Source organism: Pseudomonas sp. St316, from assembly GCF_018325905.1.
Classification (GTDB): domain Bacteria; phylum Pseudomonadota; class Gammaproteobacteria; order Pseudomonadales; family Pseudomonadaceae; genus Aquipseudomonas.
On record NZ_AP021901.1, the window covers coordinates 840,667 to 856,087 of the forward strand.

Consider the following 15,421-nt stretch of genomic DNA (forward strand, 5'->3'; position numbering starts at 1 on the left):
GGGTCTCGCAGGGGTTATCGGGCAATGGGTGTCAGGCGCAGCAGGTGAATCCGACGGCTGTCGGCGTTCAGGATGCGGAAGCGCCAGGAGCCGATTTCCGTGGTTTCGTTGCGCTTGGGCAGGTGCCCGAAAGCACTCATCACCAGGCCGCCGACGGTGTCGAACTCATCGTCGGAGAATTGGCTGTCGAAGAATTCGTTGAAGTTCTCGATCGGCGTCAGGGCCTTGATCAGGAAGTCGCCGCTGGGCAGCGGCTTGATGTAGCTGTCTTCCTCGACGTCGTGCTCGTCCTCGATGTCGCCGACGATCTGCTCGAGCACGTCTTCGATGGTGACCAGGCCGGCCACGCCGCCGTATTCGTCGATGACGATGGCCATGTGGTTGTGGTTGGCGCGAAATTCACGCAGCAGCACGTTCAGGCGCTTGGACTCGGGCACGAAGGTGGCCGGGCGCAACAGGTCCTTGATGTTGAAGCTGTCGCCGTTTTCCTGAAGGATCAGCGGCAGCAGGTCCTTGGCCAGCAGCACGCCCATGACGTCGTCATGGCTTTCGCCGACGACCGGGTAGCGCGAGTGAGCGGAGTCGACCACGGCGGGCAAAAATTCGCGGGGGGTCTGGGTCGCCTTGATGCTGACCATCTGCGAGCGCGGGACCATGATGTCCCGGACTTGCAGGTCAGCGACCTGGATGGCGCCTTCGACGATGGCCAGCGCTTCGCTGTCCAGCAGTTTGTTCTGGTGTGCGTCGCGCAGCAGCTCCAGCAGCTCCTGGCGGTTCTTCGGCTCATGGGCAAAAGCCTGGGTGAGCTTGCCCAGCCATGACTTCTGCCCGTTGCTCGATCGATCTTCGCTCATAGCGATTACTCTGAATCCTTTGTCGTTACAGGTTGATGTATCAGTGTTCGTCGCCGGCGTAGGGGTCGGGGTGACCCAGCTCTGCAAGCAACGTTCGTTCCAGCGCTTCCATTTCTTCGGCTTCGTCATCTTCTATATGGTCGTAACCCAGTAGATGCAAGCAGCCGTGAATCACCAGATGGGCCCAATGGGCCTCAGGGGTCTTGTCCTGTTCCGCCGCTTCACGCTCCACCACCGGGACGCAGATCACCAGGTCGCCCAGCAGTGGGATGTCGAGCAGTTCGTCGGGCACATCGGCGGGAAACGACAGCACGTTGGTGGCGTAGTCTTTCTGCCGCCAGGTGTGGTTCAGTTCACGGCCTTCGGGTTCGTCCACCAGGCGGATCGTCAGCTCCGAGTCGGCGCTGCGCTGGCGCAGGGCCAGTTCGCACCATTGGCGGAACTGGGCTTCGCTGGGAGCGGCGTGTTCGCAGGCCACTTGCAGGTCGAGTTCAAGCATTGTGGCGAGTGCCTTTGCTTTCGGCCGCATCGTCAGCCTCGCGATTCTCGAAGCGCTCGTAGGCTTCGACAATGCGCTGCACCAACGGATGGCGCACGACGTCCTTGGGCATGAAGTGCGTGAAGCTGATGCCTGGCACGTCCTTGAGGACCTGGATCACATGGTTCAGCCCGGACTTGGTGCCACGGGGCAGGTCGACCTGGGTGATGTCCCCGGTGATGACGGCGGTGGAGCCGAAGCCGATGCGGGTCAGGAACATTTTCATCTGCTCGACCGTGGTGTTCTGGCTTTCGTCGAGGATGATGAAGCTGTTGTTCAGCGTACGACCGCGCATGTAGGCCAGCGGCGCGACCTCGATGACCTGGCGCTCGATCAGCTTGGCGACGTATTCGAAGCCGAGCATTTCATACAGCGCGTCATAGAGCGGGCGCAGGTACGGGTCGATCTTCTGGGCCAGGTCGCCGGGCAGGAAGCCGAGTTTCTCACCCGCTTCGACCGCCGGTCGCACCAGCAGGATGCGCCGCACCTGTTCGCGTTCCAGTGCATCGACGGCGCAGGCTACGGCCAGGTAGGTCTTGCCGGTACCGGCCGGGCCGATGCCGAAGTTGATGTCGTTGCCCAGGATTTCCTTCACGTAGCGCTGCTGATTCAAGCCGCGAGGGCGAATCATGCCTTTTTTCGTGCGCAGGGCCACGGCAGGTTCCGACGGGGCGTGGTTGTCGAGTTCTTCGACAGCCGACTCCTGCAAGAACAGGTGGACCGTATCCGGCGACAGCTCGCTCCCCTTGGTTTCCCGATAGAGACGGCGCAGCAGGTTTTCCGCGGAGGTGGTGTGCTTGGGTTCGCCAATCAGTTCGAACTGGTTTCCGCGGTTGCGGATCTCGATGGCCAGGCGCTGTTCGATCAAGCGCAGGTGCTCGTCGAATTGCCCGCACAGATTGGCGAAGCGGCGAGCCTCAAAGGGCTCGAGAATAAAGCGATGTGGTTCGATGGGTGCGTTCAAGGTCGTTTTTAGCCGCCCAAGGGCAATTAAGGTGAAATCAAGGATAACGCCAGTAGGCTGGGTGCGAAAGCTCTTAAACAGGCGAATCTGATGACAGGGTTGGCACACCCCCTGTGGGAGCAAGGCTTGCCCGCGATCAAGGCGCCGCGGTCTTCAGTAAGATTGCGGTGCTTCCATCGCGGGCAAGCCTTACTCCCACTGGTCTTGCTTTCACAGGCAGTGGTGCTTTTGAGCAGGTTACTGGACCAGCGAACCGCGCAGGGAGTGCGGTTGCGCGGCGTCGATGTGCACGTCGGCGAACTGGCCGATCAGGGCCGGAGTGTCGCAGCGGAAGTTGACGATGCGGTTGTTTTCCGTGCGTCCCTGCAATTCGCCGGGGTCTTTTTTCGAGTAATCGGTCACCAGGATCCGCTGGACGGAGCCGACCATTTGTCGGCTGATCTCGAAGCCTTGCTGGTTCAGACGGTGCTGCAAGGCGTTGAGCCGTTCCTTTTTCAGCTCTTCAGGGGTGTCGTCCGCCAGATCGGCCGCCGGGGTGCCGGGGCGCTGGCTGTAGACGAAGGAATAGGAGAAGTCGAAGCCCACGTCTTCGATCAGCTTCATGGTCTGCTGGAAGTCTTTCTCGGTTTCACCGGGGAAACCGACGATAAAGTCCGAGCTGATGCAGATCCCCGGCACTGCCGCGCGCAACTTGCGCAGCTTGGATTTGTACTCCAGCGCCGTGTGGTTGCGTTTCATGGCGGCAAGGATCCGGTCGGAGCCCGATTGCACCGGCAGGTGCAGGTGCTTGACCAGTTCCGGGACTTCGGCGTGGGCCTGGATCAGGCTGTCGGAGAACTCCAGCGGATGAGACGTGGTGTAGCGGATGCGGTCGATGCCATCCACTGCCGCCACGACGCGGATCAGTTCGGCGAGGTCCGCCAGGCGCCCGTCATGGGTCAGGCCACGATAGCCGTTGACGTTCTGCCCCAGCAGGGTCACTTCGCGCACGCCGTGTTCCGCCAGGTGGATGATTTCGGCGATCACGTCGTCGAACGGCCGGCTGACTTCTTCGCCGCGGGTGTAGGGCACCACGCAGAACGTGCAGTATTTGCTGCAACCTTCCATCACCGACACGTAGGCACTTGGGCCGTCGATGCGCGGTTCGGGCAGGTGGTCGAATTTTTCGATTTCCGGGAACGAGACGTCCACTTGCGGCAGCTTGGTGCTGCGCGCCGCATCGATCATCTCCGGCAGGCGGTGCAAGGTCTGCGGGCCGAAGACCACGTCCACGTACGGCGCGCGATCACGAATGGCCGCGCCTTCCTGGCTGGCCACGCAACCGCCCACGGCGATGACCATTTCCGGGTTGGCCAACTTCAGTTCGCGCCAGCGGCCGAGCTGGGAATACACCCGGTCCTGGGCGCGTTCGCGAATCGAGCAGGTGTTGAGCAGGATCACGTCCGCGTCTTCAGCGCGGGCGGTGACTTCCAGGGCCTGGTGTTCACCCAGCAGATCGACCATGCGCGAGCTGTCGTACTCGTTCATCTGGCAACCGTGGGTTTCGATGTAAAGCTTCTTGGCCATGGACGGGATCATCACGTGATTCAAAGAACCGCGCATTATAGGGAACAAGTCTCTGGGTTCCTACCGCTGTGCGAGCAGTGGCTATGCTATAGTTCGCGCCCTCATTTTTACCCGCCGATGTGTTTCGCCAGCCATGACCAAACGTGAAGCTCCAATCTACAAGGTGATTTTCCTCAACCAGGGCCAGGTGTTCGAAATGTACGCCAAGCAGATCTATCAAAGTGATCTGTGGGGTTTCCTGGAAGTGGAAGAATTCGTCTTTGGCGAGCGTACGCAAGTGGTCGTCGACCCGAGCGAGGAAAAGCTCAAGGCGCAGTTCGAAGGCGTGGTGCGCAGCTTCGTGCCGATGCATTCGATCGTGCGCATCGACGAAGTCGAACGCCTGGGCACCCCGAAAATCAGCGAAGCCCGCGGCGCGGTCGGCAATGTGATGCCGTTTCCGATGCCTATGCCTGAGAAGTAAGGCCCAAGACCGAGTTGTTCCCAATCGCGAGCAAGCTCGCTCCCACCAGGGGATTGCTGGTGTACACGAATCTTGTGTCTGCCGGGAGTCGACTGTGGGAGCGAGCTTGCTCGCGATGAGGCCTTCAAGGCCGAAGCAATAATCAGGGCAACGGCGAGAAGGGCGTACGCCCGTCGGCGTTCTGCAGTTCCATCAGGTATTTGCGAAAGATCTGTCCCAGCACCTGGGTGGCCACTTCCAGCTCGTCACGGGGCATCTGCTCGGCGACTTCGTCGGCGGTGTCCAGGGCTTCTTCGGCGCCGTTGACCGCCGCCATCTTCAGCACGATGTAGGCCTGGACATTGTTGGCGGGTACGCCTTCGCCATGGAAGAACATGCCGCCGAGCTTGAATTGCGCCTGGGCATGGCCTTGCAGCGAGGCTTTTTCGAAATAGTCGAGGGCTTGCTTGAGGTCGCGCGGCGCAGCCTTGCCTTCGTAGTAGAACTCGCCCAACTCGTATTGTGCTTGTGCATCGCCTGCGTCCGCCGCTTTTTGACAGGCGTCGAGTGCCGGTGCGAGATCTTGTGGCTGGGTATTGAGCGTGCAACGGCCCAGCGCCGGGATCAACAACGAGTTACCGCCTGGCTGGGCATTCGCCAGCAGCGGCTGAAGGAGCAACAGGCAGCCCAAGGCAAGGGTGCGGCCGGTGCGGTTCATGGGAATCGACTTACCTCTGAGGGGCGCGCGGACCCTCCGGGGGATCCAATAAGCGCGCATTATGAAATAAGCAGGGCCATCCTTACAAAGTCTTTACTCGTTTTTCTGCTGCGAGGGAATGCTAATAGCTGCTTCGGGCATAAATACGTAGGAAAAGGGCGGGAGCTTGTCGGCAATTACTGACGCCAGCTTCAGCCAGCGTCAGTTATCCACAGGCTTACTTCAGCGCAGCAAAGGCCCGCTCGGCGGCATCGAGGGTGATCTTCAGCTCAGTCTCGCCATGGGCGATGGAAGTGAAGCCGGCTTCGAATGCGCTCGGGGCCAGGTACACGCCGCCGTCGAGCATCAGGTGGAAGAAGCGCTTGAAGCGGTCGGCATCGCTGGCCATCACGTCTTCGAAGGTGACGATGTCATCGGCACCACTGAAATACAGGCCGAACATGCCGCCGGCCTGGGTGGTCACGAAGGGAATGCCTGCCGCGTCAGCGCGAACCTGCAAGCCGTCGAGCAGGCGGGTGGTGTAGTCGCTCAGTTCGGCGTGGAAGCCCGGGCGGCTGATCAGGCGCAGCGTGGTCAGGCCGGCGGCCATGGCCAGTGGGTTGCCCGACAAGGTGCCGGCCTGGTAGACCGGGCCCAGCGGCGCGATGCATTCCATGATCTTGCGCTTGCCGCCGAAGCAGCCCACCGGCATGCCGCCGCCGATGATCTTGCCGAAGGTGCTCAGGTCCGGCGTGACGCCGTAGTGGGCCTGGGCGCCGCCGAGGGCCACGCGGAAACCCGTCATCACTTCATCGAAAATCAACACCACGCCATGCTGGTCGCACAGGCTGCGCAGGCCTTCGAGGAAACCCGGTGCCGGCGGCACGCAGTTCATGTTGCCGGCCACGGGCTCGACGATGATGCACGCCACTTCCTGGCCGACTTCGCCGAGCATCTGCTCGACCGCTTCGAGGTCGTTGAACGGCAGGGTCAGGGTGTGTTTGGCGAACGCTGCCGGTACGCCGGCCGAGCTCGGCACGCCCTGGGTCAGTGCGCCGGAACCGGCCTTGACCAGCAGGCTGTCGGAATGGCCGTGGTAGCAGCCTTCGAACTTGATGATGCTGTCGCGACCGGTGAAACCGCGCGCCAGGCGGATCGCGCTCATGGTCGCTTCGGTGCCGGAGCTGACCATGCGTACCATTTCCATCGACGGCACGATCGAGCAGACCAGGTCGGCCATCTCGGTTTCCATCGCGGTCGGGGCGCCGTAGGACAGGCCGTGTACCAGTTGCTTGCGCACCGCATCCAGTACGTCCGGATGGCTGTGGCCGAGGATCATCGGGCCCCAGGAACCGACGTAATCCACATAGCGCTTGTCGTCTTCGTCGGTGACGTACGCGCCTTCGGCGTGCTTGAAGAACAGCGGGGTGCCGCCGACGCTCTTGAACGCCCGAACGGGCGAGTTCACGCCGCCGGGGATGTGTTTCTGGGCATTGGCAAACAGGGTTTCGGAACGGGACATGGTAGGGCTCTCGAAAACGGAAAAATGGACTATTTGATCTGCAGCAGCTCATTGAAGGCGCGGGCACGGCGCGTCACTTCAGTGGTGCTGTCGGCGCCGAACAGGCCGTGGACCACCGCCAGCAGGTCGACCCCGTGGGCCACCAACGGGGCGGCGTTGTCCAGGGTGATGCCGCCAATGGCGCACACCGGGATATGCAGTTTGAGGTGCGCCTGTTCGAGCAGTTCAAGGTTTGCGCTGGGGGCGCCGGGCTTGGTGTTGGAATTGAAGAAACGCCCGAACGCGACATAACTGGCGCCTTCGCTGGCGGCCTGTTCGGCCAGTGCCAGGCTGGCGTGGCAGGTGGCACCGACGATCGCCTTGTGCCCGAGCAGTGCCCGCACTGGCGCCAATGGGCCATCGGTCTGGCCCAGGTGCACGCCGACGCCCAGGCGTGCGGCCAGCTCGGCGTCGTCGTTGATGATCAACTGGGTCTTGTAGCGTTCGCACAGGTTGCGCAGTGCTTCGGCTTCCCGCAGGCGGCGGGCCTCGTCGCTGCTTTTGTCGCGGTATTGCAGCAGGGTGACGCCACCTTCCAGCGCCGCTTCTACATAAGCGAGGAACTTGCCGGCCAGCAATTGGCTATCGGTGATGGCGTAAAGGCCACGTAATTTCATTCCACAGGCCTCCGGTGCTACGAGCAGAAATCCAGCGGCAGGCGACGCGGCACGAACTGGCCTTTGCCCAGTTGTTCGGCATCGCGCAAGGTGCGCCAGGTGTAATCCAGCGCCGTCTTGACGGCGCTGGCGAGCTGTTCGCCCTGGGCCAGCCGACCGGCCAGGGCGCTGGCCAGGGTGCAGCCGGAACCGTGGTAACTGCCGGGCAGGCGCTGGTAGGTAAAGGTTTCGCGCCGGCCATCGCGGCTGTACAGGCGATTATGGACTTCATGTTCGTCGCCGTGACCACCGGTGATCAACAGGTGTTTGACGAAGGGCAGCAGTTTTTCCGCGCACTCGTCGGCGCTGCCCTCGGGTAGTTCGGCGAGGATGCGTGCTTCAGGCAGGTTGGGGGTGGCGATGATTGCCAGGGGCAGCAGGCGTTCGCGCATGGCGTAGCCAACCTCATCCTTGCCCAGGCGCCCGCCACCGCCGGCGCGCAGCACCGGGTCGCAGACCATCGGTAGGTGCGGGTGCGCCTGGAGCAGTTCGACCACCGTGTCGACCATTTCCAGTGAGCCAAGCATCCCCAGCTTGACCGCCGCGACTTCGGAATCACCGAGCACGGCATTGGCTTGCGCCAGGACCCACTCGCGATCGAGCACGCGGAAATCGCTCACGTTCACCGTGTCTTGCACGGTCAGTGCGGTAACGGCCGGGGCGGCATGACAACCCTGGGCGAGCAGGGCTTCGATATCTGCCTGCAAACCGGCGCCACCACTGGGGTCGTGGCCGGAGAGACAGAGGACAACGGGGCGAGAGCTGTAGATATTCATGGTGCGCGAGCTTACCACCAAACCCTTCGCTCAGCGCACGCCTGCACCAGAGGAAAACTTGTGTGGTAGAGGAATTTCTTGTGGCGAGGGGATTTATCCCCTCGCCACGGAATCCTGTTCGGGCCCAAACAAATGAGTTTGGCTCCCGGGCATTTCGCAAGTTGATCAAAGCAACAGCTCTATCTCAATGCCTGGCGCTGAAACGCCCGTTCTAGAGCCCTCTGTAGGAAAGATTTCAATGGTGAAAATTGGCCATCAGCGGCTATGCTAGAGATGGATCCAACTCATAACAGGTAATGCCGGTTTTACGTCTACTCAGGGAATGGGGGGCTTCCTGACTCAACCGGACAGGCCGCGCTGGGGCTTAAATGCGCTATTTGCTGATGTTGTTGCTGTGCTTGTCCCCTCTGGCAAGTGCGCTCGAATTCGATGAATTCACCCAAAACCTGCCCTTGGGCCATGCCCTGCAAGTGTTCGAAGATGCGGGCGGCACGGCCTCTATTGACGATGTCCTGGCCCAGGCTGGCGCGGGTGCTTTCAAACCCCACGACCAAGCCACGCTGAACGCTGGTTATTCGCGGTCAGCCTTCTGGTTGAAAATCGACCTGCACTACCGTCCCGCCAATCCGGACGCCCAGCGCACCTGGCTGCTGGAGCTGGCGTACCCGCCGCTGGACCACCTCGACTTGTATTTGCCCGATGCGGCGGGGGCCTATCGCCTGGTTCGCCAGACCGGTGATGCGTTGCCGTTCACCAGCCGCGAGATCCGCCAGAACAATTACCTGTTCAGCCTGGCTTTCAAACCCGAACAACAGCAGACCCTCTACCTGCGCCTGCAAAGCCAGGGTTCGATCCAGGCGCCGCTGACGCTGTGGTCGAGCACCGCGTACCTCGAACAACAGCCGGTGCGCCTGTATGTGCTGGGGATCATTTATGGTGTGCTGCTGGGGATGCTGGTCTACAACCTGTTCATCTACTTGAGCGTGCGCGATACCAGCTACCTCTATTACATCTTCTACATTGCTTCGTTCGGCCTGTATCAGTTGTCGGTCAACGGCGCCGCCGTGGAGTACTTCTGGCCGGACAACCCCTGGTGGGCCAACGCCGCGACGCCGTTCTTCATTGGCTGCGCGGGGCTGTTTGGCAGCCAGTTTGCCCGCAGCTTCCTGCAAACCGCCCAGCACAGCCGTTGGCTGGACCGCTCGCTGCTGGCGCTGATCGCCTACAGCGCCGTGGTGGTCGGCCTGTCGCTGATGACCAGTTATGCTCTGGCGCTGCGCCTGGCGACGGTGTTGGCGCTGCTGTTCACGGTGGCGATCTTTGCCGCCGGGCTGTTTGCCTGGTGGCGCGGCCTGCGGGTGGCGCGTTATTTCATCATTGCCTGGTCGGCGTTTCTGCTGGGGGGCATCGTCAACACGTTGATGGTGCTCGGTTACCTGCCGAACGTCTTCCTGACCATGTACGCCAGCCAGATCGGCTCGGCCATCGAAGTGGCGCTGTTGTCCCTGGCCCTGGCCGACCGCATCAATGCCATGCGCGAGCAGCAGGCCCAGACCCTCCTGGACGCCGGGCAGAAACTTGAAGTGCTCAACCAGCAACTGGCCCACGGCAACAAGCTCAAGGATGAATTCCTCGCCACCCTGACGCATGAACTGCGCACGCCGATGAATGGCGTGATCGGTTCCCTTGAGCTGATGGAAACCGTCGAGATGGACGAGGAACTGACCCAGTATCAACAGACCGCCGCCGGTTCGGCGCGGGAGATGATGCGCATGGTCAACGGCATCCTCACCCTGACCGAGTTGCAGGCCGGCAAGCTCAAGGTCTATCCGGCACCGTTCAGCCTGCGTGGGGTGGTCGATGCGCTGCAGGTGCAGTTCGGCGCCAATGCGGCGGCCAAGGGCCTGGATTTCAAGGTCGACGTGGCCCCGGGCCTGGCGGACCGCTTGCTCGGCGACAGCTGCAAGCTGGCCCAGAGCCTGGAATGCCTGCTGGACAACGCGATCAAGTTCACCCGGGTCGGCGGCCTGGCCTTGCGAGTCAGCGGCAGGCCGACGGCGCTTGATCGGCTGGTGCTGTCCTTTGCCGTCATCGACACCGGAATCGGTTTTACCGACCTGGGGGAAGCGACCTTGTACCAGCGCTTCTTCCAACTCGACGGCTCAATGACCCGCGAATACGGCGGCCTCGGCGTGGGGCTGGCTATCTGTCGGCAACTGGTGGAACTGCTGGGTGGGCGTCTGACCCACACCTCCGAGCCCGGTCGTGGCAGCCGTTTTCAGTTGGACGTGGAGTTCGGCCTTGCCTTGCCAGCGGCGGTCCCGACGCCGTTTTCCTTCGGTGGCCGCCAGGGTTCGCGCCTGCCGCAGGACTGCACGGTGCTACTGGCCGATGACAACAGCATCGATCAGTTGGTCATGCGTGGCATGTTGCTCAAACTCGGTTATCGGGTGCGCACCGCCGACAGTGGCCGCGCCGCGCTGGATCTGCTGCAAAGCGAGCGCTTTGATGCGGTGCTGCTCGATTGCCAGTCGCCGCCGCTGGACGGTGTGTCGCTCTGCTGCCAGATCCACACGTTTGCCGGCTGCGAGGAGTTGCCGGTGCTGGTGGTCAGTCCGAACGTGGGCCAGGAGTGCTGCCCCTCGGGCGCGCTGATCGATTACCTGAGCAAACCGGTGAAATTCGAGGCGCTGCAGGCGATGCTCCAGCGCCGTGTGCTTTGCCCAAGGCACGGTGAAAGCGCCGATATTTAGGCGTATATGACACTTTGTTCAGCCTGGAGGCGGTGCTTAACTGAATCCCTGGCCGATCGAGGAGCCCTGTCATGAACCTGCACCAGTTCGCTGAAACCCACGACGTCACCAATCAGCCGCCGTCCCTGGATGGCGCCAACCTGTACCGCATCGACCTGCCGCTGCAGCAGTGGTCGCAGCGCTTTGGGGCGGGCTGGGCACAGGCGCGGATCGATGCGTATGGGGCGCTGGCCGGCGGGCCATTGATGGAAGCGGGCTTCCTGGCGAACCAGAACAAACCGGTGTTCTCCAGCCATGACCGTTACGGCCATCGCATCGACCTGGTGGAGTTCCATCCGGCTTATCACCAGTTGATGCGCACCGCCGTCGAGCACGGCCTGCCCAGTTTGCCCTGGGCGCATCCGCAACCCGGTGCGCATGTCGCCCGGGCGTCGATGACCTATTTGCACAGCCAGGCCGAGGCCGGCACTGGCTGCCCCCTGACCATGACCTTCGCCAGCGTGCCGGCACTGCGCTTGCAGCCAGACTTGGCCGAGCGCTGGGTACCCAAGGTGCTGGCCACCGAGTACGACCCGCGCAACGTCGGCATAGCCCACAAGGCCGGGGTGACCCTGGGCATGGCGATGACCGAAAAACAGGGCGGCACCGATGTGCGGGCCAACACCACCAAGGCCTATCCGGTGGGCGTTAGCGGCCCTGGCCAGGCCTATGAGTTGGTGGGCCACAAATGGTTCTGTTCGGCGCCGATGTGCGACGCCTTCCTCACGTTGGCCCAGACCGACAAAGGCCTGACCTGTTTCCTGCTGCCGCGCCATCGCCCCGACGACACCCGCAATCAGTTCTACATCCAACGGCTGAAGAACAAGCTGGGCAACTGTTCCAACGCCTCCAGCGAAGTCGAGTTCCGTGGCGCACTGGCCTGGATGGTCGGTGAAGAGGGCCGAGGCGTGCCGACGATCATCGAGATGGTCGCCATGACCCGCTTTGATTGCATGGTCGGCTCCAGTGCCCTGATGCGCCAGGCGCTGACCCAGGCCAGCCATCACTGTGCGCACCGCAAGGTCGGTGGCAAGTTGTTGAGTGAACAGCCGCTGATGCAAAACGTCCTGGCTGACCTGGCGCTGGAAAGCGAGTCCGCATTGGCCTTGAGCCTACGCATGGGCCGGGCGCTGGATCACTTGAGTGACGAGCATGAGGCCAAGTTCGCCCGGTTGGTGACGGCGGTGGGCAAGTACTGGATCTGCAAGCGCGCCCCCGCGATGATCAACGAAGCCGCCGAATGTATGGGCGGTGCCGGCTACGTCGAAGACAGCATCCTGCCGCGCCTGTACCGCGAAGCGCCGGTCAACTCGACGTGGGAAGGCTCCGGCAACGTGCAATGCCTGGATGTGCTGCGCGCCTTGTCCAAGGAGCCCGGCGTGCTGGAGGTCTTGTTCAGCGAGTTGGGCGACGGCCACGGCGACAAGCGCCTGGCCGGCCACATCCACCAATTGCACGCCGCGTTCAAGGACACCGACGATAGCCAGTACCGCGCCCGGCAATTGACCGAAGACATCGCCGTGGGCCTGCAAGCCAAGCTGTTGCTCGAGGCAGGTAACAGCGACATCAGTGACGCCTTCATCGCCAGTCGCCTGGGTTCGACCGGCCGGGTGTACGGTGCCTTGCCTCGGGGCTTGAACGTCGAGGCGATCGTGACGCGCTCCACCCCTCACGGCTTTTAGAAACAACACTACCCCCTGTGGGAGCGAGCTTGCTCGCGATGGCGCCGGCCCATCCAACATTTGTGATGACTGGCACTCCGCTATCGCGAGCAAGCTCGCTCCCACAGGGGATCTGAGTTGTATGCGACATCTGAGTACGTCATCGAGCCTTGCTCGCGATGGTGTCGGCCTATCCAACATTTGTGGTGACTGACACTCCGCTATCGCGAGCAAGCTCGCTCCCACAGAGGCTTTATGGAGGCTCGGTCATTACGCCACTGTTCCCGTCGGGCGGCGATGCAGGCAAGATGAAGGCCTGCAAGTCAGAACACAGGAAGCTGATCGTGACCGAAGCGTTTATTGTCGTTCAAACCGCCGAACAAGCCGTGGACCGTCTGGCGGCCCTGCACGAGCGTGCGACCACCGCGTTGAACCAGGCGCTGATGCGTTATCTCAAGGACCGCGTCGAGCCGGATGCCGAGCAGCGTGCGTTGTTTCGCTATCCCGCCTTGCGGCTGACCTATCACTGCCACGGTGAAGTCCCGCAAACCACGCGAGCCTATGCCAAGGTCCAGTTACCCGGCACCTACAGCGTCACCGTCACTCACCCCGCCGCCTTCCGTAAATACCTGCTGGAACAGCTGGTCCCGCTGATGCACGACTTTACCGTCACCGTGGAAGTGGGCGTCAGCGAGCAGAACATTCCGTACCCGTACGTGGTGGAGCAGGGCGATGAACTGGCCGGCTCCGGCGTGACCGCCGCCGTGCTGGCGCGGGTTTTCCCCAGCACCGACCTGTCGGCCGCCACCGATGGCATTGCCGACGGCCTCTATGACTGGGAAAACACCGACCCGCTGCCCCTTGCGCTGTTCGACGCCGCGCGGGTGGATTTTTCCCTGCGCCGGCTGGTGCACTACACCGGCAGCGACTGGCGCCATGTGCAGCCGTGGATCCTGCTGACCAACTACCATCGCTATGTCGACCAGTTCATCGTCCATGGCCTGGAGCAACTGCGCAGCGACCCGCGCTTTGTGCGCATGGTCCTGCCGGGCAACGTGATCATCGACAAGAACATGGAGCACAGCGAAGCGTCGGCCATTGCCGCCGGTGTGGTCTGGCACCGCTACCAGATGCCGGCCTATCACCTGCAGACCAATGATGGCCATGGCGTGACCCTGGTGAACATCGGTGTCGGCCCCTCCAATGCCAAGAACATCACCGATCACCTGGCCGTGCTGCGCCCGCATTGCTGGCTGATGATCGGCCACTGCGGCGGGCTGCGGCAGTCCCAGACCATCGGTGACTACGTGCTGGCCCACGCCTACATGCGCCGCGATGGCATCCTCGACCGGGTGGTGCCGCCGAACATTCCGATTCCGGCCCTGGCCGAAGTGCAGATGGCACTTCAACAGGCGGCGGCGAACATCACCGGGGAAAAGGGCGACGAGCTGAAAAAGCGCCTGCGCACCGGCACCGTGCTGACTTACGACGACCGCAACTGGGAACTGCGCTGGGCCCAGGAGCGTCCGCTGATCAACCTGTCCCGCGCGGTGGCGGTGGACATGGAAAGCGGCACCATCGCCGCCCAGGGTTATCGCCTGCGGGTGCCTTACGGCACGTTGCTTTGTGTTTCGGACAAACCGTTGCACAGCGAGATCAAGCTGCCGGGCTCGGCCAACGCGTTCTATGAACGCGCGGTCAACCAGCACCTGAAGATCGGCATCGAGGCGTTGGACCTGCTGCGCACCGAACTCAACTCGTTGCATTCGCGCAAGCTGCGCAGCTTCGATGAGCCGCCGTTCCGCTGATCCGATGGTGGTTATTTAACGGTCGGGCCACTAGCATGGTCGGCCCTGACCGTTAGATGTTGTGTTCGCCATGCCCCGTCCTCCACGCCCTGCTTCCCGCCGTTCTGGCGCGAAGCTTCCAGCCGCCGCGCCGCGCCGTGTGGCCAAGGCCCCGCCGGCCGAGCCGAAGCTGATCCTGTTCAACAAACCCTTTGATGTACTGACGCAGTTCAGTGACGGTGAAGGGCGGGCGACGCTCAAGGATTTTATCGACGTACCGGGCATCTACCCGGCCGGACGGCTGGATCGCGACAGCGAAGGCTTGCTGTTGCTCACCAACGACGGGCAGTTGCAGGCGCGTATTGCCGACCCCAAGCACAAGCTGGCCAAGACCTATTGGGTGCAGGTGGAGGGCGAGCCGAGTGCCGAACAGTTGCAGCGATTGCGCGATGGGGTGGAGTTGAACGATGGCATGACCCTGCCGGCCGAGGCACGCTCATTGGATGAGCCGCAACTGTGGGCGCGCAACCCGCCAGTACGTTTTCGTAAAAGCGTGCCCACGAGTTGGCTGGAGCTGGTGATACGCGAAGGGCGCAACCGCCAGGTACGCCGCATGACGGCCGCGGTAGGCTTGCCGACGCTACGCCTGGTGCGGGTCAAGATCGGCGACTGGACGATCGAAGGGCTCGATCAGGGCCAGTGGAAAGAAGTGCCGGCGCGTTTATAACGTCCCGGATTCGATCAGGCCGATTACCACGCTCTTGATGACGAACGCGGCCACGCCAAGTCCCAGCACGAAAAACAGGATGAACGAGCCAAAACGTCCGGCCTTGGACTTCTTCGCCAGGTCCCAGACGATGAAACCCATGAAAATGATCAGGAGGCTGACCAGGCCGGTCATCATCCACTCTTCGAAAACAGCAGGATCCATCAGGACACTCCGGCGTGGGCGGGGTTGAAAAGGCGCGGCGAGTATAAGGCATGAGACGCGGGCGCGGCATTGACCTGCGGCGGTGTGTCGCAGCTATTCATCGGCTGGGCTGGCGCCATCGCGAGCAGGCTCGCTCCCACAATTGCTTTGGTTAATCGCAAAAAACCGAGTTCACTACAAAATCCTTGTGGGAGCG

14 protein-coding genes are annotated in these 15,421 nt (G+C 62.3%); 5 read left to right on the forward strand and 9 right to left on the reverse strand.

The genetic code is table 11. The annotated features are described in order from the left end of the window. Positions 1-14: 14 nt before the first annotated feature. The 4 genes from KI237_RS03670 to miaB form a co-directional block, all read right to left on the reverse strand. Positions 15-854 (reverse strand): CorC family transporter, encoded by an 840-nt coding sequence (locus KI237_RS03670; RefSeq protein ID WP_212798847.1) that lies wholly within the window; start codon positions 852-854, stop codon positions 15-17. A gap of 40 nt (positions 855-894) precedes the next feature. After that, positions 895-1,353 (reverse strand): rRNA maturation RNase YbeY, encoded by a 459-nt coding sequence (gene ybeY, locus KI237_RS03675; protein WP_003205868.1) that lies wholly within the window; start codon positions 1,351-1,353, stop codon positions 895-897. After that, on the reverse strand, positions 1,346-2,356 hold the full coding sequence (locus KI237_RS03680) for a PhoH family protein (protein WP_212798848.1): 1,011 nt from the start codon (positions 2,354-2,356) through the stop codon (positions 1,346-1,348). The genes ybeY and KI237_RS03680 overlap by 8 nt, the downstream gene beginning before the upstream one ends. Positions 2,357-2,593: 237 nt before the next feature. Then, positions 2,594-3,922 (reverse strand): tRNA (N6-isopentenyl adenosine(37)-C2)-methylthiotransferase MiaB, encoded by a 1,329-nt coding sequence (gene miaB, locus KI237_RS03685; protein WP_212798849.1) that lies wholly within the window; start codon positions 3,920-3,922, stop codon positions 2,594-2,596. A 133-nt stretch (positions 3,923-4,055) separates the two neighbouring features. On the opposite strand from miaB, the gene KI237_RS03690 reads away from it, so the two are divergent. After that, positions 4,056-4,385: a DUF1820 family protein gene (locus tag KI237_RS03690; RefSeq protein WP_003185742.1), complete on the forward strand. Its 330-nt coding sequence runs from the start codon at positions 4,056-4,058 to the stop codon at positions 4,383-4,385. A gap of 142 nt (positions 4,386-4,527) precedes the next feature. On the opposite strand, the gene KI237_RS03695 is transcribed toward KI237_RS03690, so the two are convergent. The 4 genes from KI237_RS03695 to KI237_RS03710 all read right to left on the reverse strand — a co-directional run bounded on the left by KI237_RS03695 (position 4,528) and on the right by KI237_RS03710 (position 8,054). Next, positions 4,528-5,082 (reverse strand): tetratricopeptide repeat protein, encoded by a 555-nt coding sequence (locus KI237_RS03695; protein ID WP_212798850.1) that lies wholly within the window; start codon positions 5,080-5,082, stop codon positions 4,528-4,530. Between the two features lie 217 nt (positions 5,083-5,299). Beyond that, on the reverse strand, positions 5,300-6,583 hold the full coding sequence (hemL, locus tag KI237_RS03700; RefSeq protein WP_212798851.1) for a glutamate-1-semialdehyde 2,1-aminomutase: 1,284 nt from the start codon (positions 6,581-6,583) through the stop codon (positions 5,300-5,302). 29 nt (positions 6,584-6,612) lie between these two features. Continuing rightward, positions 6,613-7,239, reverse strand: a complete 627-nt coding sequence (gene thiE, locus KI237_RS03705) for a thiamine phosphate synthase (RefSeq protein ID WP_058546737.1) — start codon at positions 7,237-7,239, stop codon at positions 6,613-6,615. Positions 7,240-7,256: 17 nt separating this feature from the next. Then, positions 7,257-8,054, reverse strand: coding sequence for a hydroxymethylpyrimidine/phosphomethylpyrimidine kinase (locus KI237_RS03710; RefSeq protein WP_212798852.1), 798 nt, complete (start codon positions 8,052-8,054; stop codon positions 7,257-7,259). Between the two features lie 368 nt (positions 8,055-8,422). Here KI237_RS03710 and KI237_RS03715 point away from each other — a divergent pair, with 368 nt between their 5' ends. The 4 genes from KI237_RS03715 to KI237_RS03730 all read left to right on the forward strand — a co-directional run bounded on the left by KI237_RS03715 (position 8,423) and on the right by KI237_RS03730 (position 15,021). Then, positions 8,423-10,807: a hybrid sensor histidine kinase/response regulator gene (locus KI237_RS03715; protein WP_212798853.1), complete on the forward strand. Its 2,385-nt coding sequence runs from the start codon at positions 8,423-8,425 to the stop codon at positions 10,805-10,807. A gap of 71 nt (positions 10,808-10,878) precedes the next feature. Further along, positions 10,879-12,528, forward strand: coding sequence for an acyl-CoA dehydrogenase family protein (locus KI237_RS03720; RefSeq protein WP_212798854.1), 1,650 nt, complete (start codon positions 10,879-10,881; stop codon positions 12,526-12,528). 287 nt (positions 12,529-12,815) lie between these two features. After that, positions 12,816-14,315: an AMP nucleosidase gene (gene amn, locus KI237_RS03725; RefSeq protein ID WP_161796662.1), complete on the forward strand. Its 1,500-nt coding sequence runs from the start codon at positions 12,816-12,818 to the stop codon at positions 14,313-14,315. 139 nt (positions 14,316-14,454) lie between these two features. Then, entirely contained in the window at positions 14,455-15,021 is a 567-nt protein-coding gene (locus KI237_RS03730) for a pseudouridine synthase (RefSeq protein WP_212800550.1), read from the forward strand. Here KI237_RS03730 and KI237_RS03735 read toward each other — a convergent pair. After that, entirely contained in the window at positions 15,016-15,225 is a 210-nt protein-coding gene (locus KI237_RS03735; RefSeq protein ID WP_212798855.1) for a DUF2788 domain-containing protein, read from the reverse strand. The two genes, KI237_RS03730 and KI237_RS03735, sit on opposite strands and share 6 nt — an antisense overlap. Positions 15,226-15,421 lie beyond the last annotated feature (196 nt).

Coding starts and splice junctions, on each gene's coding strand:
- KI237_RS03670 (WP_212798847.1), bottom strand. CDS start 854: ATGAGCGAAGATCGATCGAGCAACGGGCAGAAGTCATGGCTGGGCAAG.
- ybeY (WP_003205868.1), bottom strand. CDS start 1,353: ATGCTTGAACTCGACCTGCAAGTGGCCTGCGAACACGCCGCTCCCAGC.
- miaB (WP_212798849.1), bottom strand. CDS start 3,922: ATGGCCAAGAAGCTTTACATCGAAACCCACGGTTGCCAGATGAACGAG.
- KI237_RS03690 (WP_003185742.1), top strand. CDS start 4,056: ATGACCAAACGTGAAGCTCCAATCTACAAGGTGATTTTCCTCAACCAG.
- KI237_RS03695 (WP_212798850.1), bottom strand. CDS start 5,082: ATGAACCGCACCGGCCGCACCCTTGCCTTGGGCTGCCTGTTGCTCCTT.
- hemL (WP_212798851.1), bottom strand. CDS start 6,583: ATGTCCCGTTCCGAAACCCTGTTTGCCAATGCCCAGAAACACATCCCC.
- thiE (WP_058546737.1), bottom strand. CDS start 7,239: ATGAAATTACGTGGCCTTTACGCCATCACCGATAGCCAATTGCTGGCC.
- KI237_RS03710 (WP_212798852.1), bottom strand. CDS start 8,054: ATGAATATCTACAGCTCTCGCCCCGTTGTCCTCTGTCTCTCCGGCCAC.
- KI237_RS03715 (WP_212798853.1), top strand. CDS start 8,423: ATGCGCTATTTGCTGATGTTGTTGCTGTGCTTGTCCCCTCTGGCAAGT.
- KI237_RS03720 (WP_212798854.1), top strand. CDS start 10,879: ATGAACCTGCACCAGTTCGCTGAAACCCACGACGTCACCAATCAGCCG.
- amn (WP_161796662.1), top strand. CDS start 12,816: ATGAAGGCCTGCAAGTCAGAACACAGGAAGCTGATCGTGACCGAAGCG.
- KI237_RS03735 (WP_212798855.1), bottom strand. CDS start 15,225: ATGGATCCTGCTGTTTTCGAAGAGTGGATGATGACCGGCCTGGTCAGC.